Here is a 23,267-nt window from a genome sequence, read left to right on the forward strand (position 1 = left end):
GTGTTCTCCCAATCGGGCCGGGGCCGGGTGCGGGGAGGCAACACCATCGACTCCGCACCGCGAACCGGACCAAGGGGGAAACGTGGTAGACGTGCTCAGCCGGCGCAAACGCCGGAGGCAGACCGCGAGCAGCGGGCTCGGCGCGGCGCTGGAGTACGCCGCGCTGGGGTGGCCGGTGTGCCGTGGGGCGCGGCCGGCGCAGGACAACGGTCGGGCCTGTGCCTGTGACCGGCTGGGCTGCCCCGACCCGGGCGCCCATCCGATGTCGGCGGCCTGGGCCATGGAGGCGACGACCGACCCCGCTCGCATCACCCGCTGGTGGAACGCCACCCCCGACGCCAACATCATCCTGCCCACCGGACGGGTCTTCGACGTCTTCGACGTTCCCGCGGGCGCCGGGATCATGGCGCTGGCCCGGATGGACCGTGCCGGTGTGGCGGCCGGCCCGGTGGCGGCGGTCGAGGCCCGGCGCTATCTCTTCTTCGTGGCCACGCGGTCGCCGGTGGACGAGGACGAGTGGTGGTCCTGTCACCTCGACTGCGTGCCCGAGACCGTCGAGGAGACGCCGGGCCTGCGGTGGCACTGCCGGGACAGCTACGTGCCGGCGCCTCCCTCGCGGCTGCCCTCCGGCGGCCAGGTCGCCTGGATCCGCTCACCGGTCGCCGACGGCGCGGCCATCGCCCTGCCCGACCCGATCCCCGTCCTCGACGTCCTCGCCGACGCCTGCGAGGAGTTCACCGCCTGACCGGGGCGTTCAGGCGCCCGGTTTCTCGGCGGCCACGACGATTCCGTCCTCGTCGCTGCACAGCCAGGCCCCCGGGTCGAACACGACCCCGCCGAACGCCACCGGCACGTCCACCGCTCCGGCGCCGGTCTTGGCCGACTTGCGAGGGTTGCTGCCCAGCGCCTTGATCCCCAGGTCGATGTGGGCCAGTTGAGCGGTGTCCCGCACGGCGCCGTTGATGACCACCCCCGCCCAGCCGTTGCGCGCGGCCGACGCGGCGATGAGGTCTCCCATGAGCGCGCTGCGCAGCGATCCCCCGCCGTCCACCACCAGCACCCGGCCCTGGCCGGGAGTGCCCAGTAGCCGCTTCACCAGCGCGTTGTCCTCGCGGCAGGTGACGGTGACGATCGTGCCCTGGAAGGCGCGGCGCGCGCCGAACTGGCGGAGCTGCGTCTCGCAGCTCGCGAGCAGGTCGCCGTGGGCGTCGATCAGGTCGGCGGTCGCGGGCACCTCGGCCATGGTGGCTCCCTCGTGTCGGGACGACGGGGCCCCAACCTATCCGGGCCCGCGTGACCGGCCGCGGCGACCCCGGCCCCTGGGGACGGGGCGCGCGCTTTCGCAGGTAACTGCCACACTGGAGGGGTGGGTACTCATCAGATTTCAACCGACCTGTTCCAGCGCGCGAGCGCGGTCGTGCCGGGAGGGGTGAACTCCCCGGTCCGGGCCTTCGGCGCGGTGGGCGGGACCCCGCCGTTCATGGCGTCGGGCGAGGGGGCCTACCTCACCGACGTCGACGGCAACCGCTACGTCGACCTCATCTGCTCGTGGGGGCCGCTGATCCTCGGCCACGCGCACCCGGCCGTCGTCGAGGCGCTCGCCACCGCGGCGGCCAAGGGCACCTCCTACGGCGCGCCGACCAAGGGCGAGGTCGAGCTGGCCGAGGAGATCGTCTCCCGCACCCCCGTCGAGAAGGTGCGGCTGGTCAACTCCGGTACCGAGGCCACCATGTCGGCGATCCGGCTGGCCCGCGGCGCGACCGGGCGCAGCAAGGTGGTCAAGTTCGCCGGCAACTACCACGGACACGTGGACGCGCTGCTGGCCGCGGCGGGCTCGGGTGTCGCGACGTTCGCCCTGCCCGACTCGCCGGGTGTCACCGGCGCCAGCGCCGCCGACACGATCGTGCTGCCCTACAACGACATCGAGGCGGTCGAGCGGGCCTTCGCCGAGTCGGGCGAGGAGATCGCCTGTGTCATCGCCGAGGCGTGCCCGGCGAACATGGGCATCGTGCCGCCCAAGGACGGTTTCAACGCCAGGCTCAAGGAGATCACCGCGCGGCACGGCGCGCTCCTCGTCCTCGACGAGGTGCTGACCGGCTTCCGGGTGAGCCCGTCGGGGTGGTACGGCCTTGAGGGGGTCGCCCCCGACCTGATGACCTTCGGCAAGGTGATGGGGGGCGGACTGCCCGCCGCCGCGTTCGGCGGGCGCGCCGACCTGATGGACCAGCTCAGCCCGAGCGGCCCCGTCTACCAGGCGGGCACGCTCTCGGGCAACCCGCTGGCCACCGCGGCCGGCCTGGCGACGCTGCGCAACGCCACCCCCGAGGTCTACGCCCACATCGACCGGGTGGCCGAGCAGGTCTCGGCGGCCGTGGCCGCGGAGCTGAGCGCGGCCGGCGTGCCGCACCGTATCCAGCACGGCGGCAACCTCTTCACCGTGTTCTTCACCGCCGACGAGGTGGTCGACTTCGACGACGCCCGCGCGCAGAACACCCGCCGTTTCGCGGCGTTCTTCACCGCGATGCTGGAGCAGGGCGTCTACCTGCCGCCGGCGGCGTTCGAGGCGTGGTTCTTCTCGGCGGCGCACGACGATGAGGCCATCGATCGGGTCGTCTCGGCCCTGCCCGCGGCGGCCAAGGCCGCCGCCCAGGTGGCTGACTGACGATCCGGTGGGCTCGGGGCGGCGGACCCGTCCGGCCGTCGCCCCGGAAGATCGCGGAGGAACAGAAACGCTACGGATTCCGCTAGATCACCGTTAACGGACTCTTTAGCATTGAGACATGCTTGATCTCGATCGGCTGCGCGCCCTCACCACCATCGCCGAGTACGGCTCGGTGAGCGCGGCGGCCGACGCCCTCGGCATCACCGCCTCCGCGGTCTCACAGCAGATCGCGAAACTGGAGCGCGAGACCTCCTCGTGCCTGCTGGAGCGCAACGGACGCGGCGTGCGGCTCACCGACGCCGCCTGGCTGCTCGTCGGCCACGCCGAACGCATCCTCAGACTGGTCACCGAGGCCGAGGCCGACCTGGAGGCCCAGCGCGGCAGCGTGGTCGGCCAGATCGGGATCGCCGCGCCCGCCACGGTCTCGCGGGGACTGCTCCCGAGGGTGGTGCGCGACCTCGCCACCCATCACCCCCGGCTCACCGTCAGACTCCACGAGACCGTTCCCAAGACGTCGCTGCCCCGGATGCTGCGCGGCGAGTACGACCTCACCATCGTGCACGACTGGCGTAACTCCCCCCTGCCCCTCCCCGAGGGACTGGAGCGCGTCCACCTCCTCGACGATCCCGCCGAGATCGCGCTGCCCGCCTCCCATCCGCTGGCCGGACGCCCGTCGTTGGCCTTCGCCGAGCTCGCCACCGAGAAGTGGATCGCGGCGCCCAGCGGTGACATATGCCACGACTGGCTCGTCGGGATGCTGCGCGAGGCGGGCGTCGAACCCGAGATCGCCCACTACTCGACGGAGTACCCGACCCAGCTCGAACTGGTCGCGGCCGGCCTGGGCGTCGCGGTCCTGCCCCGGCTGGGCCGGGGCCGGCTGCCCGACGGCCTCGTCACCGTCCCGGTGCGGCCCACGTTGGTGCGACGGTTGTACGCGGTATGGCGTTCGGAGGCGGGGCGACGCCCCGCGGTCCAGGCCATGGTTGCCGCACTGCGCGCCGCGGTCGGTACGGTTGAGGGCGCGCGGCCGGTTCCGGCCGGACCGCCGCCACCCCACTCAGAGGGCGTGAAGCACACCGAAAGGGAAACGGTTCCGCACGATGTCCACGACCACCGTCGTCCACCTGCTGCGGCATGGTGAAGTGCACAACCCCGCGGGGGTCCTCTACGGCCGGCTTCCGGACTTCCACCTCAGCGAGCGAGGCCGTCGCATGGCGGAGCTGGCCGCGAAGTGGTTTGCGGGCCGTGACCTGAAGGTGCTCTACTCCTCCCCGCTGGAGCGCGCCCAGGAGACCGCGGAGCCCCTGGCCGACGGGTTCGGATTGCCGATCCAGCTCGACGACCGGCTGATCGAGGCCGGCAACAGCTTCCAGGGCAAACCGTTCACGTCGCGCGCGATGGCGGACCCGCGCACCTGGCGGCGGCTTTACAACCCGTTCCTGCCGTCGTGGGGCGAGTCCTACACGACGATCGTGGCGCGCATGGTCGAGGTCATCAAGCAGGTCCGCCGCGAGGCCTGGGGCGGCGAGGCGGTGTGCGTCAGTCACCAGCTGCCGATCTGGATGGCGCGCCGCGCCTCCGAGGGGCAGCGGCTGTGGCACCGTCCCGACCGCCGGCAGTGCAACCTCGCCAGCGTCACGTCGTTGACCTTCGAGGACTACCGGCTGGTCAGCGTCGGCTACAGCGAGCCGGCCGCCGAGCTCTACACCGGCCGGGCCAGCGTCCCCGGCGCCTAGACCGCCCGGGCGGGTGACGTTTCCCCTACGCGCGTCCGTCCGATTGCCCGAGAGGGTAGGCTAGCTCGTTGGGTGGCGCGTCCCCTCCGGCCGTGTCCGCCCATCTGCCGCGCCATGTCCCCTACGGTGACGTGCCGCCGCAGTCACAGGACGGCTGGACGGGCCTTCCCGCCCGCGCTCCGCCGTCATGTCTCTTTCATCGCGTTCAAGAGGTGATCCCATGGGTTCCGTCATCAAGAAGCGCCGCAAGCGCATGGCGAAGAAGAAGCACCGCAAGCTGCTGAAGAAGACCCGCATCGCGCGTCGCAACAAGAAGTAGGCGCCCCTCTCCGCCGACGTGCCGTGGGCCCGCTCCGCGCCCGCGCGCAGGGGCCCCGTGGCAGCGGGGCGCGCCGGGATCGCGGGCCATGGGGGTGCGGTACGCGCCGCCCGGGTCCGTCCCCGCCGCGCCGGCCCTGTCCGAGACCGAGGCGGAGACACCTACCTCCCCGCAGTGAGAACGCCTAAGGAGGCGAGTCGACATGGCTCGCGTCGTACTCGTTACCGGGGTCTCCCGGTACTTGGGGGCCCGCGTCGCGAACGCCCTCCAGGCCGATCCCGGTGTCGACCGGGTGATCGGTGTGGATTCCGCCCGGCCCCATCCCCTCCTGGGAGGGGCCGAGTTCGTTCGGGCCGATCCGCACGATGGCAGTGTCAACGCGGTGGTGAGCGATTCGGGCGCCGACACGGTCCTGCACCTGGGCCTGGCGACGGCGCCGCGCGACACGGCGGGCCGGCCGTTCCGTGAGAACAACGCCCTCGGTTCCCTCCAGGTGCTCGCCGCCTGCCAACGCTCCGCGAAGGTGGACCGTCTGGTGGTCCGCTCCAGCGCGGCGGTCTACGGCCCCTCCTCGTGCGGCCCCGAGGTGTGCACCGAGGAGGCCGAGGCGCAGCAGGTGCTGCGGCCCGGATACGCCAAGGACGCGGTCGAACTCGAACGGCACGTGCGCGGCCTGGTGCGGCGCCGCCCCGACATCTCCGTCGCGGTGCTGCGGTTCGCCAACCTCATGGGGCCGTCCGTCGAGACCCCCCTCACCCGTTACCTGGGCCTGCGGATCGTTCCCACGCTCCGAGGACACGATCCCCGCATGCAGTTCCTCCACGAGGACGACGGGGTCGAGGCCCTCCGCCGGATGGCGACGAGCGACGGCGAGGGCACCTTCAACGTCGCCGCGCCCGGCGCGATTCCGCTGTCGCAGTGTCTGCGTCGCGCGGGCCGGCCGGAGTTCCCGGTTCCCGCGGGCGGGCTACGGGTGTTCGACAGCCTGGCCCGCCGGGCCCGGCTCGACTACTCCCCCGACCACCTGCGCCTGCTCTGTTCGGGCCGGGTGCTCGATTCGGGCAAGCTGGAACGGGCCCTGGAGTGGTCGCCGAGCTACTCCTCGCAGGAGGCGTTCGACTCCTTCGTGGCCGAACGGGTGCCGTCGGCCCGGACCCCCACCCGCCTCATCGGCCAGATGACCCATCGCGTCCGCGGCGTCGTCGGCCGCTGACCCCGCGGAGACGGGCCGCCCCGCGACCGCGGGGCGGCGCTCAGACGCGGCGGCGGCGGGCCATGCCGACCGCGACCCCGCCGGCCACGGCGCCGGCGAAGGCCGCCGGCACGCCCACCCGCAGGGCCCTGCGGTGCGTGCGGAACTCGTGTACCGGCCAGCCGTTGCGCGCGGCGTGCCCGCGCAGGTCGTCGTCGGGGTTGACGGCGTTGGGGTGGCCCACCAGGGACAGCAGCGGCAGGTCGTTGTAGGAGTCGCTGTAGGCCGTGCACGATTCGAGGTCGAGCTTCTCGTGCTCGGCCAGGGCGCGCACCGCTTCGGCCTTGGCCGGACCGTGCAGGAGGTCGCCGACCAGCCGGCCCGTGTAGACCCCGTCCACCGATTCGGCGACGGTGCCGAGCGCGCCGGTGAGCCCCAGGCGCCGTTTGATGATGTCGGCGAGTTCCACGGGCGTGGCCGTGACCAGCCAGACCCGCCGGCCGGCCCGCAGGTGCCGTTGGACCAGGGCGCGGGCGCCCTCCCAGATCCGGTCGGCCATCGTGTCGTCGTAGATCTCCTCGCACAGCGAGACGAGGTCGTCGACCTTGTGGCCCGCGACGAAGGCCAGCGCGGCCTCGCGCGCGGCGTTGATGTGCCCGGCCCGCTCGTTCCCGCTGACCCGGAACACCATCTGGCCCCAGGCGAAACGCAGCAGGTCGCGTGTTGTGAACAGGTCCCGCGCGGCCAGGCCGCGGGCGAAGTGGTAGATGGACGCACCGCGCATGAGCGTGTTGTCGACGTCGAAGAACGCCGCGGATCCCCCGGCTGCCCGGAGGGGCGGATCGTCCAGCATCGCCTCAGCAGCCGCTGCGGCTGCTCGACCAGCGAGAGTGGCGCGGCCGTTGTCACGGCGTCGGAGATGGCCCCACATGCTCCGAGCCTAAGGCTCCCGTGGGGTGGCGACGGCGTGGTCGCGAAGAGGCGGATCATCTCGTGAGGTAACTCACATCCTCTCCCGGGTAGGGGGCCGTGTGCCAGCGGGATTCGCCCGTTCGGTCAGGCTCGGCTCCCCGTTCGTGCGCATTGTGGCCCGAAAGTGCAGCATCATTAGCGGGATGGTCGAGGTAGGACTAGCTTTCGTCTGCGCCCTGGTGGCCTGGAGCGCCACCGCGGCGCTGGCTGCGCGTTGTCACCGAAACCCGAGCCTGCATGCGTGGGCGTGGACGGGCTCGGCTCTAGCCGTCACGATCGCGTTGAGCGCGGCCTTCCCGGGCGCGCTGCTCGACTTCTCCGAGGTCACCTTCCGCATCTTCCAGATCGGTGTGGGGCTGCTCGGCCCGCTGTTGCTGGGGTGGGGGGCCGTGGAGTACGCGATCGGGTCCGCCCGCGCGAGGTTCGGGGTCCGGCTGGTCGTCACGACGTTGACGATCGTGCCGTTGGTCATCTTGATCCTGGACCGGCTGCGCGGCCGGTACGACAACGGCTATCCCGCGGCGTCGGACCACTACGACGTCATCCCCATGACGGCCCTGGCCCTGGTTCACGGGTTCGCCCTCATCGCGGTTCTCACCTGTGCGATCGTGGTGGCGCGGGACCTGCGCGATCGCCCGCGCGCGGCCCGGCACCGGCTGTCGGTGGTGGGGTTGGCGGGCGCGGCGGTGCTGCTCGAGGTGCTCGTCAGCCGCTTCGGTCTGGACATCCTCGGCCAGCTCCTGCTGGTGGGCGCGGTCGCCTGTGTGTGGGGGACGCTCACCCGGGCGGTCTCCCCGCCGCGCGACCGGAACCACGGCCGCCGCCGGGGGCGTCGTTCCGCGGGGTCCCGCGCCGCGCGCGAGGACGACGGATTCGACGACGAAGAAGACGAACCTTTCGACACCGAGGAGGATGACGTGCGACGCAAACGCCGCGGCGCCGACTACGACGACCCCGAGCCCGCGCCGCCGCCGCGTCCCTCCCGGCTCCGCGGGATCATCACCATCTACACCCTGGCCGAGGGGCATGGTGACGCCTTCGACGACTGCGCGGACGAGGTCGTCGAGGAGGTCGCGCGGCACGAGCCGGACACCCTGCTGTTCGCCTGCCACACGGTGCCCAGCGCGTCGTCACAGCGCATCGTCTACGCGATCTACCGCGATCAGCTCGCCTACGAGGAGCACGAGCAGCAGCCGCACGTCCTGGAGTTCGAGCGCCGGCGGGCCCCCCACGTCGTGGCGACGAACGTGATCGAGCTCGCCCTGTCCGGGGCTTCGGCGGCCGACAACCTGGCGGGCATGCTGATGCCGCGCTGAGTCTCCGTGGCGTTGCGGGGAGTTCGCTCGGAGTTCCCTGGGAAAAGAGACCGGAAAACAGCGAAAGCGGATGTTTGAAGTACGCTTCCTGTTGTTCGACCCGGTCGTCCGTTCTGACGCCGTCCCGGCGGGGCCGCCGGCGCGAGGTCACACACGACCCCGACGGTTCACCGCAATCAACCGGAGTGTGCTGGAAGCCCGATGCGAAAGTTCCTCGTCTTCCTGATCTTTCTGCTGGTCGTCCTGGTGGCCGCTGATCGAGGCCTGCACCACGCCGCGCAGAGCGAGATCGCCAAGCGGGTCAGCCAGCAGTACGAGCTGGCCTCGGAGCCCGAGGTCACCATCGGTGGCTTCCCCTTCCTGACCCAGTTCTTCGGTGGCGAGTACTCCGAGATCAACATCGTCACCGGAGCGATGACCGTCAACGACGTCCAGCTTGAGCGCGTCGACGCGACCTTCACCGGCGTCCAGGCGCCATTGGCCGACCTGCTCTCCACCCCCCAGGTGACCGCGGAACAGGGACAGGCCAAGGTCATGCTCCCCTACAGCGAGCTGCAGAAGCGGTTGCCCGAGGGCATCGTCGTCGAGACCGACAACGGGACCCCCCGCATCACCGGCGACCTCGCCGTCGGAGGGTTCAGCATCCCGATCGAGAGCGACATCGAGATCACCATCGACGGTGACACGCTGACGATGACCCCGACCAACGTCTCCGCCGGCGGCAACCAGATCGACCTCGGTTCCGTCGCCGAGCGGCTCTCGCTGACGGTCGCCGTTCCCCCGTTGCCCTTCGACTTCCAGATCACCGGGGTCGAGGCCCTGCCCAACGGGGTCGAACTGTCCGGCGAGGGCAGCGACATCCCGATCACCGGCGGCGGGGGACAGGGCTGACCCCGGCCCGGTTCGCGGGCCCCGCGGGCCCGCGGGAGCCGTCCCCGCCGTCTGTGCGGGGACGGCGGGCGGACGGCCTGCGTGGACACGATCGGAGGGGACGGCCATGACCGGGGAAGGCCTCCTCGGTGCGGCGGAGCTCGGCGCGCCGCTCGGAGAGCGCGCCACGCTCGTCCAGTTCTCCACCGCCTTCTGCCAGCCCTGCCGGGCGACCCGGCGGATCCTCGCCGATGTCGCTGCCCTCGTCCAGGGGGTGGCCCACGTCGAGATCGACGCCGAGTCCCACCTTGAGCTCGTCCGGCGTCTCGGCGTCGATCGCACCCCCACGGTCCTCGTCCTGGACGCCGGGGGCCGGATCGTCCGCCAGGCGAGCGGTACCCCTCGCAAGGCCGACGTCATCGCCGCGCTCGGTGCCGCGATCCCCTGACCCCGGTCCCGGCCACTGTGAATTAGCGCACCCGTGACATCCCGCGGCCCACGCCGTACGATCGTCACCGTGACCTTCCTGACAGACGCGCTTTTGACGAAGCGACGCGCGGTCGATTTCTGCCGCGTCGCCACCGCGCTCTGTCGCGCTGCCCTGTAGAGCGAGCCCACGGCGCCGTACGCGCCCCACGGAAGCGACCGCACCCCGCAACGGGTGCGCTCCACATCCCTCAGCACCGCTCACGCACCTGGGAACCACGATGAAGGTCGACCCCAGAGGTCAGCGTCCCCCCGCAGCCGTCGTCACCACCCTCCCGGCCACAGCCCTGCCCACCGGCAGGACCGCGCGGCCGGTCGGCGGGAACACGGCCGGGGCGCCGGTCCTCGCCCTCCTTCCCCACGCCAGGCGGGCGCCGTCCGCTGGGGCGGCGTTCCCCGCCCGCGTGCCGTGTCCCCCGTGGGCTGCTTCCGCCGGTCGCCCGGCCGCTCTGCCTCCCGCCTTCGCGACCTCCGGTTCCCGCCGGCGGCGCGAGCCGTCCCCCGCCCCGAGCGCCGTCGCCTCCGCGAGGCACACCGGATGAGGGTGGGCGGACGGCTTCCCCGTGACGTAGCACGACCCGCAAACCAAACAAGGAGGTTCCCATGAGCCGCTCCGACGTCCTGGTCGACGCCGACTGGGTGGAGGCTCACCTGGACGACGCGAACGTCGTCCTCGTCGAGGTGGACGAGGACACGTCGGCCTACGACAAGGGCCACATCCGCAACGCCATCAAGATCGACTGGAAGAAGGACCTCCAGGACCCGGTCCGCCGCGACTTCGTGGACAAGACCGGCTTCGAGAAGCTGCTCTCCGAGCGTGGCATCGCCAACGATCACACCGTGGTGCTCTACGGGGGCAACAACAACTGGTTCGCGGCCTACGCCTACTGGTACTTCAAGCTCTACGGCCACCAGGACGTGAAGCTGCTCGACGGTGGCCGCAAGAAGTGGGAGCTCGACTCCCGCGAGCTGGTCGAGGAGGTCCCCGAGCGGCCGGCCACCCAGTACACCGCCAAGGAGCAGGACACCTCGATCCGGGCCTTCCGCGACGAGGTGGTCGACGCGATCGGCAAGAAGGACCTCGTCGACGTCCGCTCGCCCGACGAGTTCGTCGGCAAGCTGCTGGCGCCGGCGCACCTGCCGCAGGAGACCTCGCAGCGGCCGGGGCACATCCCCACCGCGCGCAACATCCCGTGGGCCAAGACCGCCAACGAGGACGGCACCTTCAAGTCGGAGGAGGAGCTGCGCGCCCTCTACACCGAGGCGGGCGTCGACCTCGACAAGGACATCATCGCCTACTGCCGCATCGGCGAGCGCTCCTCGCACACCTGGTTCGCCCTGCACGAGCTGCTGGGCCTGTCCAACGTCAAGAACTACGACGGTTCCTGGACCGAGTACGGGTCGCTGGTGGGCGTCCCGGTCGAGTTGGGGGAGGCCAAGTGAGCGACAACGGCTGCGGCGCTCCCGTCGGAGGGGTCGCCCTCGCCGACGTGAACGCCGGTGACCAGGCGGTCATCCAGGGGGTGGTCACCCGTGACGGGCGTCCGCTCAGCGGCGCCTACGCGCGGCTGCTCAACGCCTCGGGCGACTTCGTCGGCGAGGTCGCCACCGGCGAGGAGGGCACGTTCCGCTTCTTCGCCGCCGACGGCGACTGGACGGTGCGCGTCCTGGCCTCCCAGGGGTTCACCGCCCAGTACGAGGTGAAGGCCGAGACCGGCAGGATCGTCGACCTGGCCGTTCAGGCGTAGACGGCCCATCGGACGCCGGCGGCACCGGGAGCGGGTCCCGGTGCCGCCGGCGTCCGGTGTCTGCGGGCGGCCGCGGCGCCGTCCCGGGGAATCTGCGGGAGCCGGTGACAAGAGGGCTACGGCCTGACACCATGCCGACGTACCAACGGAGAGCCGCCGGGGCCACACCCGCGGCCGGGCGGGAGGTGCGACGCGGTGGCGAGCACGCGAGAAGGGGACCGGAGGCGGCCGGGATCGGTCTACCTCGGCTGGCGTTATGAGGTCGTCGTCGCCGACCCCGGTCCGGCCCCGCGGCGGCCGAGCCCCTCGGAACGCGAGACGCTCGACGAGGAGTGGGCCGCCGCCCGACGCCGCGCCGAGGCCCAGAGCGACCGGCCGCTCTCCTTCGCCCTGGCCGCGCTGGCGGGTATCGCCCTGCTCGCCGTCGCGCTGTGGCCGCTCGGCGTCCTTCCGGGGCTGTTCGCGGTCTCGGCGTCCCTGGCCTGCCTGATCGTCGCCGCCCCGATCGCCCTCGCGGTACTCCAGGGCCGTCAGGCGGTCCGGCGGCGGCTCGTCGAGGAACGGCGCCGTGTCGAGGAACTGGACCAGGAGCGCGAACGGTTGCTGCGCGAGCGCCAGGAGGAGCACGCCCGCGAGTACGCCGAATGGGAGACCCGCCGTCGCGCTTACGAGGCCCAGCCCCGTTGGTACGGGGTCGCCGTCCCGGAGTGGGCCCGCCTGGCCACGGTCGCCGGGGGGACGCCGGCCGGCTGGTCGGCGCTGCTGGCCAACCTCGGCGCCTCCCTGCTGCGCGACGGGGGAGACCTCACGGTCGTGGACCTGTCCGGCCGGGCGGTGGCCGGCGACCTCGCCTCGCTCGCCCGAAGGTGCGCCGTCCTCCCCCGGATCTGGGTGCTGCCCGCCGACCTGCCGCACATGACCCTCGGCGCGAACCTCGACGCGGCCGGCCGGGCCGGCCTGCTCGCCGTCACCGCCCGCGCCTCGGAGCCCGCGGCCGACGTGGCGGCCGACAGGGAGTTCCTGACGACGCTGCTGGGGATCCTGGGCGCCGACGCGCCCCTCACCCATCTCACGGCGGCCCTGCGCGCGCTCGCGCTGCCGGACGGCTCCGGCGCGGACGACGACCCCGCGTTGTCGCCGCTCACCGCGGAACAACGCCGGCGGCTGCGCGACCTGCCCCACCCCGATCGGGCGGACCGGTTACGCGCGGCCGAGCTGGAGCGCCGCCTCGTGGCCTTCGAAGGGCTCGGCGCCCAAGCCGTCGAGGAGCCCTACGCCCAGATCAAGATCATCGCCACGGACCGCTCCTCAGGGGAGCGGGCCGGACGCTCCTACGGCACCTACGCCCTCGCGGCGCTGAGCGAGCTGCTGCGGATGCGCGCCCGCCGCGGCAACGCCCCCCGCCCCTGGGCGCACACCATCGTGGTCTGCGGCGCCGACGCGCTGCCGGACGCGCGGGTCCGGGACCTGCTGCGCGCGGCCGGGGCGGTGGGGGCCGGGGTCGTCCTTTTGTACCGAAGGGCCAGTCGCGACGCCCTGGCGATGCTCGGCGAGGACGGGTGCCTGCCGGTCCTCATGCGCCAGCCGGACGCGCGGGCCGCGTCCGAGGCGGCCGCGCGCGTGGGGGAGGGGCACCGGCTCCCCCTGCACCCGCTCACCGAGGTCGTCGGCGAGGCGCTGGGCGACTCCATCGCCGACGGCTACGTCACCGACCCGGCCGAGAGCGTCACCACCGGTATCCCCGTCCGGCACGCGGGCCGGACGATCCCTCCCCTCGACCTCGTCCGCCACGTCCGCTCCGCCACCGCCTGGGGGCGTGTCACCGCCCAGGCCGCCGACGTCAGCGGTTCCGCCACCCCGGGGGAGACGCTGCGCTGCGACGCCACCGGGATGCGCGCGCTGCCGCCCACCGCGATGCTGGTCCTCGACGGCGGCACCCCGGTGCTCGCCGACGCCAACCCCGGCATTCTCACGCTGCCCGATGCGACGCTCGCCACCGCGGCCGGACCGGGCGGCGTCCCCGCCCCGGCCCCCGCGGCCGAGGAGGACGAGGCCCCACGCCCCAACCTCGGGCCGCCTCCCGAGCGCCCCGACTGGCGTAACGAGGGGGGAATGCGCGAAGCCGGCTAGTCGTTGGCCGGGGTGACGGTGGAGAAGGCGACGTCACCACCGCGCCCCGGCGGGGCCGGGCCTCCCGCGCAGGTGTCACCCGTGCCCGCCCTTTGCGGTTGGCAATAGGCTGGGTTCGATCGCCTATCACTCAGGCGTCTCGTCATTCCAGTGAATTGTGGAGATCATGAGCGAACTTCCCCTGCGTGCCCAGTTGGCCGCCGCACTGGGTAAGGGCGCGGCGACGTTGTCCCGAGCCACCGGGCGCGGCGACGGCTCGGTCATCGGAGGCCGCGTCGCGCTCAAGGTCGAACCGGACCTGCTCGCCAAGCTGGCCCGCGGCCGGCGGTTGTCGCTGGTCAGCGCCACCAACGGCAAGACCACCACGACCCGGCTGATCGCCTCCGCGCTGCGCGAGCTCGGCGACATCGCGACGAACGAGCACGGCGCGAACATGCCCACCGGGCACATCACCGCGCTCGCCGACAGCCCCGACGCGCGCAACGGTGTCTTGGAGGTCGACGAGAAGTACCTTCCCCAGGTGCTCCGCGAGACCAACGCCGCCGTGGTCGTGCTGATGAACCTCAGCCGCGACCAGATGGACCGCGCCTCCGAGATCAACCTGCTCGCCAAGAAGTGGCGCGAGGCGCTGGCCAAGAGCGAGACCCACGTCATCGCCAACGCCGACGACCCGCTCGTGGCCTGGGCCGGCCTCGGCGCGCGCTACGCCACCTGGGTCTCGGCGGGACAGCGTTGGAAGGAGGACTCCTGGTGCTGCCCCGAGTGCGGCGGTCACCTCAAGCGCGACCCCGACCCGCACTGGGAGTGCCCCGAGTGCGGCCTGCGCAGGCCCGACACCAGCTGGGCGGTGGACAACCAGACCGACAGCGTCATCGACCCCAACGGCCAGCGGCTCCCGTTGCAGCTCAACCTGCCGGGTGACGCCAACCGCGCCAACGCCGTCATCGCGCTGGCCACCGCCGCGGCCTACGGCATCCACCCCAAGCAGGCGCTGCCCCGGTTGCGCGAGATCCGCTCCGTCGCGGGCCGCTACACCTCGGTCGTCACCAACGGCGTCGAGGTGCGGCTGCTGCTCGCCAAGAACCCCGCGGGCTGGCTGGAGTCGTTCGCGGTGCTCAGCCCGCCGCACGTCCCGGTGATCCTGTCCATCAACGCCCAGGTCCCCGACGGCAAGGACACCTCCTGGCTGTGGGACGTCGACTACACCGTGCTGCGCGGGCGCCGCGTGTTCTGCATGGGGGAGCGGCGCACCGACCTCGCGTTGCGTCTGGAGACCGACGAGGTTCCGTTCGAGATCGCCGACCGCGTGGACGAGGTCGTCGCCAAGCTGAAGGCCGAACAGCCCGACATCACCAAGGTCGACGTCATCGCCAACTACACGGCCTTCCAGCAGATCCGCACGGCCTACGGCCGCGTCCAGTAGGAAAGACCAACATGAGCGACACCAGCAGCAGGCTGCGGATCGTGTGGATCTACCCCGATCTGCTCAGCACCTACGGGGACCGGGGCAATGTCCTCATCCTGCGCCGCCGCGCCGAACTGCGCGGAATCCCCACGGAGACGATCCACGTCCACTCCAGCGACCGGGTCCCGGTCGAGGGCGACATCTACCTGATCGGCGGGGGCGAGGACCGGCCGCAGATCCTCGCGGCGGAGCGACTGCGCGCCGACGGCGGCCTGAAGCGGGCGGCCGAGCGGGGGGCCGCGATCCTGGCCATCTGCGCCGGCTACCAGATCATCGGCGAGTCCTACGGTGACGACGCCGACAACCCCCTGCCGGGCCTGGGCATCCTCGACATCCGCAGCGGCCGGGGCACGTCCCGCGCGGTGGGCGAGATCGTCGCCGACGTCGATCCCGCGCTGGGGGTCGGTCGCATCACCGGGTTCGAGAACCACCAGGGGCGCACGGCGCTGGGTCCCTCGGCCCGTCCCTTCTCCACCACGGTGCGCGGTGTCGGCAACGACGGCGCCACGGAGGGGGCCTACCAGGGGCAGGTCATCGGTACCTACCTGCACGGCCCGGCGCTGCCGCGCAACCCCGCGCTGGCCGACCTCCTGCTGCGCATGCGCGTGGGCGACATCCCCCCGCTCCAGCGGTCCTGGGGCGATGCCCTGCACGAGGAGCGGCTGGCCGCGGTGCTGTGAGCCGTCCCGTCCCGCGTTCCGGGGGCGGCGGCCTGGACCGGGCCGCCGCCCCTTCCGCGGGTCAGTTGGGCCGGCGGCGCAGCTCGATCTTGGCGTTGGCCCCGGTGTCGGGGCTGACGATGACCTCCTGGGCGGCGGCGATGCCGTCCACGGTGAGGTCCGCGTCCACCGGGACGGTCCGCTTCACCAGGCCCAGGGCGATGGGGCCGAGTTCGTGGTGGCGGGCGGAGGAGCCCACCACGCCGACGGCGCGGCCGTCGAGCTCCAGGGCCGCGCCACGCTCGGGCAGGCGCTCGGCGGTGCCGTCCAGGTGCAACATGACCAGGCGGCGGGGCGGCCGTCCCAGGTTGTGGACGCGCGCCACCGTCTCCTGGCCCGGGTAGCACCCCTTTTCCAGGTGGACGGCCGAACCGACCCAACCCATCTCGTGCGGGATCGCGCGGTGGTCGCTGTCGAAGCCGAGCCGGGGGCGGTGCGCGGCGATGCGACGCGCCTCGTAGGCCCACAGGCCCGCCGGCCGGGCGCCGGCCTCGGTGAGGGCGTCGGTCACCTCGACGAGCCTCTCGACGGGAACGAACAGGTCGATCTCGTCGGTGGCGCGCCGGACCGGAACGTCCTCCACAAGTCCGGCCACGTCGGCCAGCCGGGCTTCGCGGTCGGGCCCGGCGAGCGTGACGACGCCGCGGGTGGAGCCGAGGTCCTCGACCTCCACGCGCAGCATGAAGCGCATGGAGTCGAGGAACCGGGCCAGCTCCTCGGCGGTTCCCGGCTCGACGTGCGCCCAGACCGCGGTGCCGTCGTCCACCAGCGACAGATGGTGCTTGATGTGTCCCTTGCTGTCCATGACCAGGGCCTCGGTCGCGGTGCCCGGCGCGATCCCGTCGAGGAACTGGCTGGTGAGGCTGTGCAGCCAGCCCAACCGGTCGGGACCGGAGACGCGGACGACGCCTCGGTTGCTCCGGTCCACCCAGCCGCAGGAACGGTCCAGCGCGCGCTGTTCCTGGGCGGGCTCACCATAGTGGGCGGCGATGTCGGCGTCCGGCGGCTCGGCGGCGACGGCGCCAGGACGCTTCAGCAGCGGCGAAGTCATACCCCCGAGCCTATGTCCCCGCCGCCGGGACGAAGGCCGCCCGACGTCGCTTTCAGGCCGGCGCGCGGCAGTGTGCGCAGCGGCCGAACACGGTGAGGTGGTGGGGGTCGGCCTCGAAGCCGAGCTCGCGGTCGAGCGCTTCGACCAGGCCCGCCGCCGCGTCCAGGGAGATGTCGGAGACCTCGCCGCACCCGCGGCACACCACGTGCAGGTGGTCGGCCTCCTCCGCGGGGTGGTAGGCCGTCGAGCCCTGGCCGAGGTGGGTGTGGGTGATCAGGCCGACCTTCTCCAAGACGTCGAGTGTCCGGTAGACGGTCGACAGGTTCACGCCCGAGGCGGTCTGCTGGACGCGGGCGCAGATCGCGTCGGGAGTGGCGTGCTCAAGTTCGCGGACGGCTTCGAGGACGAGCTGTCGCTGCGGCGTCACGCGGTAGCCGCGAGAGCGCAGCTCTTCACGCCAGGTGTGCGACATGAACCGAGTCTACGGTCCCCGGTGGAGGTCTGGACGCCGCGGTGGCAACGGCCGTCCCCACGCCGCGCGGACGGTGGTGGCGGAGCTCACCCGGGTGGGCCGAGGGCGGGGCCGGAAAAACATTTGCCCCACCCGCGCCAGGGGACGTAGCGTCATAAGCACGCAAGAAGGGAGGTGGTCCGAAAGTGCATTCTTTTAGGACTCGCGAGGTGTTCGTCCGCTAGGGCGACCCGTATACGGGATCGCTCCGGCGAATCCCTGATGGACACCCAGACCTCCGGGTGGCCGGCCTTGTCCACCGGCCACGGAGCGCCTCGGCGCTCCGAGCCCGGGGGTCCGTCCATGTCCGGGCGCGGCCCTCCGCCGCGCCCCTGGAGCGTTCCGCCCCCATGGCCGGGCGCGCATCGCGCTTGGCGCGCGGGCCTTAGGCCGCGCGCTTGAGCTGGGCGGACATGTAGGACTGGAGTTCGTGGCCGTCGGCCGCGAGGTCCCAGGCGTACCCCAGGATCTCGCGATTCTCCCCGAACAGGCCGTACAGGCGGTGGCCGGCGGTCACACCCTTGCCGGTCTCGGTGCGCAGCACCACGTCGGTGGACACCTCCACGCGGTTGGCGAAGATCGTGCCGACGTAGACCTCGGTGAAGCCCTCGGGGTGAGAGAGCAGCACCTCGACGTGGACGCTGGGAGCGTCTGACTCCCCGCCCTCCGACGTCTGCGGGCGCACCCGCCAGTAGCCGGATTCCGAGGTCACGAAATCACCGAGGGAGCCGTCCTCGAGCACCCGCCAGACGCGGCTACGGTAGTTCAGATACGGACCTCCGTCGTGCGTGAACTCGACCTGCTGGCCGAATTGGAACTCCTCCATGTCCGGATAACCGGCGACGCCGACCCCCTCCCAACGGCCGAGCAGGAACGACAGTCTCTCCAGATCGGGGTGCACCTCAGGCTGCTGCATAGTGATCGAGATTAGCGGCGCGGGCGCACCGGACCGTACCGGTGGCCGTCCAGATCGCGGTGTGGTTCGTCCCCGGTTCAACGACTGTCGGAAACCTCCGATTCGCGCGGCGTCCGCCCACGCCGGGTAGGTGCCGGGTGTGAAGCCGCAACGCCCGGGGGTGATCATGACGATCGCGACCATGATCGATATCACCGCGGAAACTGGTAAAGAGGATTCAAACGTCGCGGCGAGGCACGATCATGGTTAGCCGACGACCACCGACCAACGAGAACGAGAAGAAGAGGCGGCCCACATGCTGGTGATCGGGACAGCCCTCCTCATCGGCGCGGCGATCCTGGCACCTCCGGCCTTTCTCGCCCTGCGTCGTTGGCTCGGACAGCGCGCCCTCGCCGAGGTGCGACCGCGGGCGTTGGCCGCGCGCGCGGGCAGGGACGTGGCCATACCGGGGCGTGCGGTGCCGGGACCGGACGGTCTCGTGGAGTCCCGCCTCGCCCGGGTCGACTGCGTGTGGCACGGCCACGAGGTGCTCCGCCACTACTGGACGTGGCGCTCTCCCGAGCGGGGTGAGGGCGAGCGCGAGCGCGTGCGCGGCTGCGACCCCATCGCCGAGTACGGGTCGCCGGAGCTGTTCGGCCTGGCCGCGCCCAACGGCGACGGGCCGCCGAGGGCCGGCGTCCTCGTCGACCCCGGGGACGCCGAGGTCGTGGGCGTGGACATGTGCCTGCAACGGCTGGTCGGGCGCCCGCAGCGCGGGGTGCCGGCCCCCGCCGACGACCTCCTCGGCCGTATCAAGGGGCGTGTCTCCGGGATCTTCCGCGGTGAGACGATCGAGTTCGAGTACCGCGAGTGGGTCATCCGCCCCGGCGACCCCGTCGTCGTGCGCGGCCGGGTCGTGCTGCGCGACGGCCGACCGGTCATCGTGGCGCCTCCGGACGGCCGGCTGCGCATCGAGTGGGGGGCGGCCGAAGAGGCGGGACCGCAGGCCCGCGGCGCCGGCGCGCTGCTGCTCGGCGGCGGCACGGTCGCCTCGGCGTTCGTGGGGCTGGCGTTGGTCCTCGCCGGGGTGTGAGCCCCCACGGGCACCCGAGGGGGGCGGGCACTACCCTGGTCGGCATGAGTCGCGCTCTGGTGATCAAGGCCACCTCCGGCGAGGACGCCCCGGAACGCTGCAACCAGGCGTTCACCGTCGCCGCCGCGGCGGCGGCGAGCGGTGTCGAGATCTCCCTGTGGTTGACCGGAGAGGCGAGCTGGTTGGCGGTCCCTGGCCGGGCCGCGGAGTTCTCGCTCCCCCACGCCGCCCCGTTGAACGACCTCCTCGACGCCGTCCTGGCGGCCGGGCGGGTCACGGTCTGCACCCAGTGCGCGGCCCGGCGCGGCCTCACCGAGGCCGACCTGGTGGAAGGGGTGCGCATCTCGGGAGCGGCGACGTTCGTCGCCGAGGTCACCGCCGAGGGGGTCCAGGCGCTCGTCTACTGAGGCCGGCCGTCGGCCACGGTCGGCTCCGGATCCGCCGCCTCGACCACCTGGAGCCCGGGGTGCACCGACGGCGGGTCCACGACCAGCTCCTGCCGCTCGCCACGCAGGTGGTGGGTGAAGTACGCGGTGGCGTAGTCCCGCAGGACGCCCAGACCCTGGTCGGTGGGCAGGGAGCCGAACTGCCGCGCCATCGTCTCGGCCGGTAGCCGGTCGCGCAGACCGAGCCGGTCGATCAGGTAGCCCTGGTCGGTGACGGACGAGTGCCCCGAGTCCGTCAGCCGCAGCCACTGGCGCCAGCCGCCGAGGCGGGGCCACAGCTGTTCCTGGGAGTCGTGGAACAACGGGGGAGACAGGTCGCTGGTCACCATCGCCAGTGGACGATCGGTCCCCTCGTCCAGGGCCGGTGGGAAGACGGGGGCGTCAAAGCCGATCCCGGCGTCCACCCGGGGATCCGAACGGAGCACCTCGGCCACGGCCGACCCGCCGGCCGAGTGCCCGGCCACGCCGATCCTGCGAGGGTCGATCACATAGGAACCCGACCACGGCGCCCCTCGGCCGGTCAGCGAGTCCAGGACGTGCCCGATGTCGGCGGCCCGGTTGAGGGAGGCCTCGGCCCAGCGGTCCTGTCCGCAGGCCAGGCAGTCCAGGAGACGTCCACCGGGGAAGGCGACGCCGGTGGCCTCGTGGGCGTGGTCGACGCCCGCGACGACGAAGCCGTTACCGGCCAGCCCCTCGGCGAGGACCGTCAGCCAGGCCCGCCCGAACCCCGCGCCCGGGGAGAGGACGACCAGGGGCGCGCTGCGGGGCGCGCCGGCGACGGGAGCGTCCACGAACGCGTTGGTGCCGATGGAGGAGAGGGCGTCGAGGGGGATGTCGAGCCCCTGCGCGCCGATCGCCGCGGCGGACTCCTCCGGGGACATGTAGGGCGCCCTGCGGCCGGTCTCGGCCCGCGCGGGGTACCACAGGGTCACCATCATCTCCCGCACCCCGGCGTCCGGATCCCACAGGTCGGTCCGGTCCCCGTCCACCAGGTGCAGGGTCGTGGTGCCGATGGGATGCGGCCCGGTGGCGGGCGGCAGCGCCACGGTGGGATGCCCCCCGTGGGGGGAGGCGGTGGCCGCGCCGGTCCCCGCCGACAGCGACAACGCCATGACACCGCCGGCCAGGAGGAGACGCAGCACCCTGTGCCGTGAACCGCGCCGTCCCGATGATCCGCCCATTCCACTCCCTCGCGATGTCGTCCGTCGTGGTGCGGCCGAGCCTAGGGAGGCGGAGGCCGCCGCCACCACGGGCGAAAGGGGGGATCCGGGGTTGACGGACGAGGGATCGGCGCTGATGGGCCTGTCAGACGTCCACGATGACGGTGAACGGCCCCTCGTTGGTCAGCGAGACCGACATGTCGGCGCCGAAGACACCGGTCTCGACGTGCGCGCCCAGGGCGCGCAGCTCCTTGACGACCGCCTCCACCAACGGCTCCGCGACCGGACCGGGAGCCGCGTCCTGCCAGGTGGGGCGGCGCCCTTTGCGCGCGTTGCCGTAGAGGGTGAACTGGCTGACGACGAGGAGCGGTCCGCCGATGTCGGAACACGACTTCTCCTCCGGCAGGATCCGCAGCGTCCACAGCTTGGCCGCCAGTTTGGCCGCCTGGGCCGGGGTGTCGTCGTGGGTCACCCCGACCAACGCCAGCAGGCCGGGCCCGGTGATGGAACCGACCACCTCACCGCCGACCGTGACCGAGGCGTGGCTCACCCGTTGTGCGACCGCTCGCATCCTCTGTTCCCCGTCTAACTCAGAGTCCGGAACTGCCGGGTGTTGGAGATGACCCCCGACAGCGTCAGTGTGAAGGTCTTGATGGAGTCGGCGAAGTCGTCGAGCTGCCACTCCGCGGGACCGTGGTACCAGGGCAGCCGGTCGCCGTCCAGTTCGGCCGAGCCCGCGGTCGCCAGGATCTGCGCCCAGCGTTCGACGTTGTCGAAGATGATCGCGTAGGGCAGGTAACGCGAGAACAACGGGACCCGCCGGCTGGGCGGGACGTCGTCGGCGTCGGCCCGGTGCAGGTAGGCGCGGAAACCGAGGGTGTGCGCGAACACCGCGCTGCCCAGCTTCGTCTTCGCCGGCATGTACTGCGCTCCCACCGTCACGGCCGCGCCCGCGATGACCACGGCCAGCCCGGTGAACGCGGCATGGGTGTAAACCGCCAGCAGCACCGTCAGGATCACACCGAACGCCGTCAGCGCGATGCCGGTGGTGGTCCAGCGGTTGCGCTCCAGGTTGGGACGCCGGGCGAACCACTTCAACCGGACCATGTCGCGGTACAGCTCCTCGCGCACACCGGCCAGCCGGGTCGCGAAGCTGTCCCCCAGCTCCGACAGGCGTACCGCGTCGCGGTTGTGGAACAGCGCGTCCAGCAGCAGCCGCTCGTAGCGCAGCAGCTCCTCGTCGTCCTCCGGCTCCGGGGCGCGCACCAGCCGCCAGTCGACCGAGGTGAAGTGCTCGTGCGGCAGCTCCTCGATGACGAGGTGGCCGCGTACCGCCAGGTCCACGACGGTCGCGGTGATGTCGACGACGTCGGCCTGCTCGTCGATGAGCGTCCCGATCTGACCGGGGTGGACCCCGTCGGGCGGCCGGAAGCCGATCGGCCCCTCGTCGCCGCTCAGCAGGGGGGCGTTGTCACCAGCGGCGGCCTCGGTGCGCAGGGCCCGTTCGTCGCGCCCGCGGGTCCGGATGAGCACGATCAGCCCGCCCACCAGCACGAGCAGCACCACGCCGAACACCGCCGAGGTCACCGGCGTGATCGAGAACGCGGAGGTGAGCGACCAGGTCCGGTCCAGGATCGGTTCGCCGGGGGCCACGCCGGACGGGTAGCCCACCACGATGCTCAACGTCTGACCGACGTCGAGGTCGGCCTGGACGAACCGGGCGATCAGCGCCTGGTGCCCGCCCATGTCGGAGGAGGTGCAGTAGATCGAACTACGCGGTTCGCCGGCGGCGCACGACAGCGCGAGCGGGGGGAGACCGGCGTCCACGGTCACCGTGGTCTCCTCCACCGGGAGGCTGTAACCGCCGACCGCCGCCCACTCCATCTCGACCCGCTCGCCGATCTCACTGGTCGTACCGCGGACCTGGTAGGAGAGGATGATCTCATCGGCGCCGGAGGGCTCGACGGTGGCTTCCAGCGTCGTCTCCCCGTGGGCCAGCGTCACCTCGGTGGCGCGGCCGTCGGCGCTGGTCGCGGTGAGGCCGGTGACCTCGTAGATCCGGTCGTGGTCGGTGTCGTAGGGTTCCCGGGTCACGAAAGTCCGGGTGAACCGCTCGGGCGCGGCGCCCCCGAAGGAGATGCGCTCCTCGGCGTGGAGCACCCCCTCGGCGTCGAGGAGGAGGTCGATCTCGTTGGTGGTCCTGCTACTTCCCGTGGCGGAGCCGGGGACGCCCGCGTGCGTCTGCGGCGCGGTGTCGCCGCTCTGCGCCCATGCCCCGGTGGGAGCCAACCCCAACAGCGCGAGGCCGGCCACCGTGGCGGCGGCCGGGCGCGCGAATCGATCCCACCACATGGCGAGAGAGCTTAGCCGTTGCCGGAGCGGGGCCGGTGACGACGGGGAACGGCGACGTGGTGGACCTGGCATAGCCGTCATAATCGAAAGGTCGGCCCTGAAACGATTGCCCCGATGTGGGGGAGAGGCAACCAGGAGGTGGGA

Annotated in this window: 25 protein-coding genes; 17 read left to right on the top strand and 8 right to left on the bottom strand. The window is 72.2% G+C overall.

All coding sequences use genetic code 11. The features are described from left to right. Positions 1 to 82 precede the first annotated feature (82 nt). On the top strand, positions 83 to 745 hold the full coding sequence (locus ACYVHU_RS05295) for a bifunctional DNA primase/polymerase (protein WP_078760645.1): 663 nt from the start codon (positions 83 to 85) through the stop codon (positions 743 to 745). A gap of 9 nt (positions 746 to 754) precedes the next feature. Here the strand turns inward: ACYVHU_RS05295 and rraA are convergent, their stop codons facing one another. After that, the gene (rraA, locus tag ACYVHU_RS05300; RefSeq protein WP_078760644.1) at positions 755 to 1,243 is read right to left on the bottom strand and encodes a ribonuclease E activity regulator RraA; all 489 of its coding nucleotides are present in this window, start codon (positions 1,241 to 1,243) and stop codon (positions 755 to 757) included. 123 nt (positions 1,244 to 1,366) lie between these two features. Between rraA and hemL the strand changes: the two genes are divergently transcribed. From hemL to ACYVHU_RS05325, 5 genes are all read left to right on the top strand, one after another. Further along, positions 1,367 to 2,662: a glutamate-1-semialdehyde 2,1-aminomutase gene (gene hemL, locus ACYVHU_RS05305; RefSeq protein WP_078760643.1), complete on the top strand. Its 1,296-nt coding sequence runs from the start codon at positions 1,367 to 1,369 to the stop codon at positions 2,660 to 2,662. A 118-nt stretch (positions 2,663 to 2,780) separates the two neighbouring features. Continuing rightward, positions 2,781 to 3,803, top strand: coding sequence for a LysR family transcriptional regulator (locus ACYVHU_RS05310; RefSeq protein ID WP_498947679.1), 1,023 nt, complete (start codon positions 2,781 to 2,783; stop codon positions 3,801 to 3,803). Then, on the top strand, positions 3,763 to 4,398 hold the full coding sequence (locus tag ACYVHU_RS05315) for a histidine phosphatase family protein (RefSeq protein ID WP_078760641.1): 636 nt from the start codon (positions 3,763 to 3,765) through the stop codon (positions 4,396 to 4,398). The genes ACYVHU_RS05310 and ACYVHU_RS05315 overlap by 41 nt, the downstream gene beginning before the upstream one ends. 220 nt (positions 4,399 to 4,618) lie before the next feature. Continuing rightward, positions 4,619 to 4,717: a 30S ribosomal protein bS22 gene (locus ACYVHU_RS05320; protein WP_078760640.1), complete on the top strand. Its 99-nt coding sequence runs from the start codon at positions 4,619 to 4,621 to the stop codon at positions 4,715 to 4,717. A 202-nt stretch (positions 4,718 to 4,919) separates the two neighbouring features. Next, positions 4,920 to 5,930, top strand: coding sequence for an NAD-dependent epimerase/dehydratase family protein (locus ACYVHU_RS05325; protein WP_078760639.1), 1,011 nt, complete (start codon positions 4,920 to 4,922; stop codon positions 5,928 to 5,930). Between the two features lie 40 nt (positions 5,931 to 5,970). Here ACYVHU_RS05325 and ACYVHU_RS05330 read toward each other — a convergent pair whose 3' ends face one another. Continuing rightward, positions 5,971 to 6,762: an HAD family hydrolase gene (locus ACYVHU_RS05330; protein WP_078760638.1), complete on the bottom strand. Its 792-nt coding sequence runs from the start codon at positions 6,760 to 6,762 to the stop codon at positions 5,971 to 5,973. A gap of 262 nt (positions 6,763 to 7,024) precedes the next feature. Between ACYVHU_RS05330 and ACYVHU_RS05335 the strand changes: the two genes are divergently transcribed. The 9 genes from ACYVHU_RS05335 (at position 7,025) to ACYVHU_RS05375 (ending at position 15,576) form a co-directional block, all read left to right on the top strand. Continuing rightward, a complete protein-coding gene (locus tag ACYVHU_RS05335) occupies positions 7,025 to 8,197 on the top strand; it encodes a putative quinol monooxygenase (protein ID WP_432938149.1) in 1,173 nt (390 codons plus the stop codon). Between the two features lie 201 nt (positions 8,198 to 8,398). Then, entirely contained in the window at positions 8,399 to 9,088 is a 690-nt protein-coding gene (locus tag ACYVHU_RS05340) for an LmeA family phospholipid-binding protein (protein ID WP_078760636.1), read from the top strand. A 106-nt stretch (positions 9,089 to 9,194) separates the two neighbouring features. Further along, positions 9,195 to 9,515, top strand: a complete 321-nt coding sequence (locus tag ACYVHU_RS05345; protein WP_078760635.1) for a thioredoxin family protein — start codon at positions 9,195 to 9,197, stop codon at positions 9,513 to 9,515. Between the two features lie 69 nt (positions 9,516 to 9,584). Beyond that, positions 9,585 to 9,674 (top strand): putative leader peptide, encoded by a 90-nt coding sequence (locus ACYVHU_RS05350; RefSeq protein WP_432938153.1) that lies wholly within the window; start codon positions 9,585 to 9,587, stop codon positions 9,672 to 9,674. Positions 9,675 to 10,156: 482 nt separating this feature from the next. Beyond that, positions 10,157 to 10,996 carry a sulfurtransferase gene (locus ACYVHU_RS05355; protein ID WP_078760634.1) on the top strand — a complete coding sequence of 280 codons (840 nt, stop codon included), beginning with the start codon at positions 10,157 to 10,159 and terminating at the stop codon, positions 10,994 to 10,996. Then, on the top strand, positions 10,993 to 11,301 hold the full coding sequence (locus tag ACYVHU_RS05360; protein ID WP_078760633.1) for a DUF1416 domain-containing protein: 309 nt from the start codon (positions 10,993 to 10,995) through the stop codon (positions 11,299 to 11,301). Before ACYVHU_RS05355 ends, ACYVHU_RS05360 begins: the two co-directional genes overlap by 4 nt. Positions 11,302 to 11,496: 195 nt before the next feature. Beyond that, positions 11,497 to 13,431, top strand: a complete 1,935-nt coding sequence (locus tag ACYVHU_RS05365; RefSeq protein ID WP_498947684.1) for a coiled-coil domain-containing protein — start codon at positions 11,497 to 11,499, stop codon at positions 13,429 to 13,431. A gap of 166 nt (positions 13,432 to 13,597) precedes the next feature. Then, positions 13,598 to 14,854, top strand: coding sequence for a MurT ligase domain-containing protein (locus ACYVHU_RS05370; RefSeq protein ID WP_078760946.1), 1,257 nt, complete (start codon positions 13,598 to 13,600; stop codon positions 14,852 to 14,854). 11 nt (positions 14,855 to 14,865) lie between these two features. Continuing rightward, positions 14,866 to 15,576 carry a type 1 glutamine amidotransferase gene (locus tag ACYVHU_RS05375; RefSeq protein WP_498947686.1) on the top strand — a complete coding sequence of 237 codons (711 nt, stop codon included), beginning with the start codon at positions 14,866 to 14,868 and terminating at the stop codon, positions 15,574 to 15,576. Between the two features lie 61 nt (positions 15,577 to 15,637). Here ACYVHU_RS05375 and ygfZ read toward each other — a convergent pair whose 3' ends face one another. The 3 genes from ygfZ to ACYVHU_RS05390 all read right to left on the bottom strand — a co-directional run bounded on the left by ygfZ (position 15,638) and on the right by ACYVHU_RS05390 (position 18,093). Then, a complete protein-coding gene (gene ygfZ / locus ACYVHU_RS05380; RefSeq protein WP_432938157.1) occupies positions 15,638 to 16,666 on the bottom strand; it encodes a CAF17-like 4Fe-4S cluster assembly/insertion protein YgfZ in 1,029 nt (342 codons plus the stop codon). 52 nt (positions 16,667 to 16,718) lie between these two features. Beyond that, positions 16,719 to 17,138 (bottom strand): Fur family transcriptional regulator, encoded by a 420-nt coding sequence (locus ACYVHU_RS05385; protein ID WP_078760629.1) that lies wholly within the window; start codon positions 17,136 to 17,138, stop codon positions 16,719 to 16,721. A gap of 424 nt (positions 17,139 to 17,562) precedes the next feature. Beyond that, on the bottom strand, positions 17,563 to 18,093 hold the full coding sequence (locus tag ACYVHU_RS05390; RefSeq protein ID WP_078760628.1) for a nitrobindin family protein: 531 nt from the start codon (positions 18,091 to 18,093) through the stop codon (positions 17,563 to 17,565). A 295-nt stretch (positions 18,094 to 18,388) separates the two neighbouring features. Here ACYVHU_RS05390 and ACYVHU_RS05395 point away from each other — a divergent pair, with 295 nt between their 5' ends. Next, entirely contained in the window at positions 18,389 to 19,165 is a 777-nt protein-coding gene (locus tag ACYVHU_RS05395; protein WP_078760627.1) for a GIDE domain-containing protein, read from the top strand. A gap of 44 nt (positions 19,166 to 19,209) precedes the next feature. Then, positions 19,210 to 19,572, top strand: coding sequence for a DsrE family protein (locus tag ACYVHU_RS05400; RefSeq protein ID WP_078760626.1), 363 nt, complete (start codon positions 19,210 to 19,212; stop codon positions 19,570 to 19,572). Here ACYVHU_RS05400 and ACYVHU_RS05405 read toward each other — a convergent pair. From ACYVHU_RS05405 to ACYVHU_RS05415, 3 genes are all read right to left on the bottom strand, one after another. Beyond that, positions 19,566 to 20,792 (bottom strand): alpha/beta hydrolase family protein, encoded by a 1,227-nt coding sequence (locus tag ACYVHU_RS05405; RefSeq protein WP_498947689.1) that lies wholly within the window; start codon positions 20,790 to 20,792, stop codon positions 19,566 to 19,568. The two genes, ACYVHU_RS05400 and ACYVHU_RS05405, sit on opposite strands and share 7 nt — an antisense overlap. 124 nt (positions 20,793 to 20,916) lie before the next feature. Then, a complete protein-coding gene (gene dtd, locus ACYVHU_RS05410; RefSeq protein ID WP_078760624.1) occupies positions 20,917 to 21,342 on the bottom strand; it encodes a D-aminoacyl-tRNA deacylase in 426 nt (141 codons plus the stop codon). 14 nt (positions 21,343 to 21,356) lie between these two features. Next, positions 21,357 to 23,123: a DUF2207 domain-containing protein gene (locus tag ACYVHU_RS05415; protein ID WP_078760623.1), complete on the bottom strand. Its 1,767-nt coding sequence runs from the start codon at positions 23,121 to 23,123 to the stop codon at positions 21,357 to 21,359. Between the last annotated feature and the right edge of the window lie 144 nt (positions 23,124 to 23,267).

The sequence above is a fragment of the Marinactinospora endophytica genome (genome assembly GCF_054780875.1).